3 protein-coding genes are annotated in these 2,978 nt (G+C 37.2%); all 3 read left to right on the top strand.

Going from position 1 to position 2,978, the window contains the following annotated elements; all coding sequences use genetic code 11:
* Positions 1 to 246: 246 nt before the first annotated feature.
* Genes KJ849_07105 through pstA form a run of 3 tightly spaced genes read left to right on the top strand, consistent with a single transcriptional unit; the run spans position 247 to position 2,869 of the window.
* Positions 247 to 1,095, top strand: a complete 849-nt coding sequence (locus tag KJ849_07105) for a phosphate ABC transporter substrate-binding protein (protein MBU2600326.1) — start codon at positions 247 to 249, stop codon at positions 1,093 to 1,095.
* Positions 1,096 to 1,130: 35 nt separating this feature from the next.
* On the top strand, positions 1,131 to 2,018 hold the full coding sequence (pstC, locus tag KJ849_07110) for a phosphate ABC transporter permease subunit PstC (GenBank protein ID MBU2600327.1): 888 nt from the start codon (positions 1,131 to 1,133) through the stop codon (positions 2,016 to 2,018).
* Entirely contained in the window at positions 2,015 to 2,869 is an 855-nt protein-coding gene (gene pstA / locus KJ849_07115; protein ID MBU2600328.1) for a phosphate ABC transporter permease PstA, read from the top strand. The genes pstC and pstA overlap by 4 nt, the downstream gene beginning before the upstream one ends.
* Positions 2,870 to 2,978: the final 109 nt, after the last annotated feature.

Consider the following 2,978-nt stretch of genomic DNA (forward strand, 5'->3'; position numbering starts at 1 on the left):
AATCTTGCCCACTCTTTTTTGCTCATTTCGAAAATGTCCTTTTCTTCCATTTCTCCCTCCTTTTTTGAGGGATATTTTACATCCTTAAACAGGACATTTTCATTTTGCCAGATTAGGACATTTTCATTTTGGTATTACATTCTATATTTTTTCCTTGACAAAAAAAACTTTACTCTTATTATTAACAATTAGTTCCATAAAGTTCCATAATTAAATTGCTGAAAAAAATTGCTGGAGGAAATAATCATGAAGAAAAGTTTTACAATAATTTGGTTTTTAGGTCTTTTTTTATTTAGTTGTAGTAATTGTGGTAAAAACCACCAAATTTCGCCGCTTATCCAGATTAAAGGTTCGGATACGATGGTAAACTTAGTTCAAGCCTGGGCAGAAAACTTTATGAAGAAGAATCCAAGTTTATCTGTAGCGATAACCGGCGGAGGTTCTGGAACAGGTATTGCTGCTTTGCTTAATAACACTTGCCATATGACTATGTCTTCCAGAAAAATAGAGGGAGAAGAATTGGAATTAGCCAAGAGTAAAAAGATTAATCCAAAAGAGTTTATCGTAGGCCTTGATGGAATAGCGGTGGTCGTTCATCCTTCTAATCCACTCGACAAACTTACTTTTAAGCAAATTTCTGATGTCTTTACTGGCAAGATTACCAATTGGAAGGATCTGGGAGGTAAAGAATGTAAAATTATGGTCATTTCCAGAGAGGTTAATTCAGGAACTTACCACTACTTTAAAGAACATGTCTTAGGAGAAAAAAATGAGTACACAGAAAATGCCTTGCTTTTGATTTCTTCTCAAGCAGTAGCAGATGAAATAGCTCAAAATCCAAGGGCCATTGGTTATTATGGAATGGGTTATCTTAGTCCCAATCAAAAGCCACTGGCGATAGCCAAAGATGCTAATAGTTCTTTTGTGACGCCTACTTTTGAAAATGTAAAAAATAGTACTTATCATATTTCTCGTCCTTTATTCTTTTATACCAATGGCAAACCACAAGGAGTGGTAAAGAAATTTATAGACTTTATATTGAGTGATGAAGGACAAAGAATTGTGAAAGAAATTAACTTTGTGCCCATTAGATAATTTAAGATAATTTAAACCACCAATAGGAAGAAGTCTTGTTCAAGAAAAGCTTAAGTTTAAAAAAAGTAGTTGAGCAGATAATTGAGTATCTTATTAAGTGGTGTGGGATAATTTCTATTATCTTAGTAATATTTATCTTTATCTTCCTTTTCCAAGAAGGAGTTTCTATCTTTAAGAATAATAGTCCTTTGTCCTTTATTCTTGGTAAACAATGGTATCCCCTCTCTAAACCACCTATTTTTGGAATTTTACCCCTTATTCTTGGTTCTTTAATGGTTACAATAGGAGCAGCTATAATTGCTTTACCAATTGGGGTAGCTAGTGCCATCTTCATTGCTGAAGTAGCTAAAGGCAGGATCAAAGAAGTTTTTAAAGTAGGAATTGAATTTTTAGCAGCTATTCCCAGTGTAGTCATAGGTTTTGTTGGCATAATAGTAGTCGCTCCTATTATTCAAAAGACATTTAACTTACCTACAGGACTGACCGCTTTTACTGGTTCTCTTCTCCTTTCTCTTATGGCTATGCCTACGATTGTAAGTATTGCCGAAGATGCGATTACCAGTGTACCAAACAGGTACCGTGAAGCAGCTTTAGCCCTGGGAGCTACTCATTGGCAAACTATCTGGCGAGTAGTCCTTAAATCTGCTTTACCCGGCATCACTGCCGCATGCATGTTAGGATTAGGTAGAGTAATTGGCGAAACTATGGCCGTGATGATGGTTACGGGAAACGCCGCTAAGATTCCCCATGGTCTTTTTGAACCAGTAAGAACACTTACGGCGACTATTGCTGCCGAAATGGGCGAAACTATTCAAGGTAGCGATCATTACTTTGCTCTTTTTGCTATTGGTCTGGTCTTGTTTGTTATAGCTTTTATAATAAACTTTCTGGCTGATTTCTTTCTCCATAGGGAAAGAATATGAAGATAATTTCACCTCAAATTACCCAAAAGATATCTTTCTTTTTGCTTTTTCTTTCAGCCTTATTAGCCATCACCCCGGTGGTATTAATTCTCTTAGTGATTTTTAAGAATGGAGTAGGTGCCATAAGTTGGGAATTTTTAACCACTGCTCCCAATAACGGAATGAGAGGGGGAGGCATACTGCCAGCCATCGTAGGAACCTTTTGTTTAGTCATCGGAGCAGTAATCCTTGCTGTGCCTATAGGTGTCGCTTCCGCCATTTACTTAAACGAATATGCTAAAAAAGGTTACTTGACAAGACTAATTCGATTAGCAATCATTAATCTTTCAGGAGTTCCCTCGGTAGTTTATGGCCTTTTTGGTTTAGGACTCTTTGTAATCTTCTTGAAGTTTGGTGCTTCTATCTTAGCTGGTTCTCTTACTTTAGCCATTATGAATTTACCAGTCATTATCACGGCTACTTTTGAAGCCTTAACTAATGTTCCTACTTCATTTCGACAGGTAAGTCTATCTTTAGGAGCTACTAAATGGCAAACTATCTACCATTTAATCCTCCCCCGAGCTACTCCTGGTATCCTTACCGGGGTAATTCTCGAGATTAGTCGAGCAGCCGGTGAAACAGCTCCTATTCTTTTCACCGTAGCAGCTTTTTACCTACCCCATCTTCCTACTTCTATTTTTGACCAGGTCATGGCTTTGCCAATGCATCTTTATGTTATCTCCACTCAAGTTCCAAATATTGGCCTTGATGTTCGATGCGCTACGGCTTTGGTCTTACTAACAGTGGTTTTTGGAGTTAATTTAGCAGCAATAATTATTCGGGCAAAGCTAAGAAAGAGACAAAGATGGTAAAAGACTTACCAGAAGTGAAGATAGTAAAAGACATAGAAGCAGCGTCAGCTTCAATAGCAGCTATACAAAGGGCAAAGCTAAGAAAGAGACAAAGATGGTAAAAGACTTA

The sequence above is a fragment of the bacterium genome, assembly GCA_018830565.1.
Classification (GTDB): domain Bacteria; phylum UBA9089; class JAHJRX01; order JAHJRX01; family JAHJRX01; genus JAHJRX01.

Bases quoted from the DNA above. Each gene is read 5' to 3' on its own strand.
- pstA (MBU2600328.1), top strand. From the start codon at position 2,015: ATGAAGATAATTTCACCTCAAATTACCCAAAAGATATCTTTCTTTTTG.
- KJ849_07105 (MBU2600326.1), top strand. From the start codon at position 247: ATGAAGAAAAGTTTTACAATAATTTGGTTTTTAGGTCTTTTTTTATTT.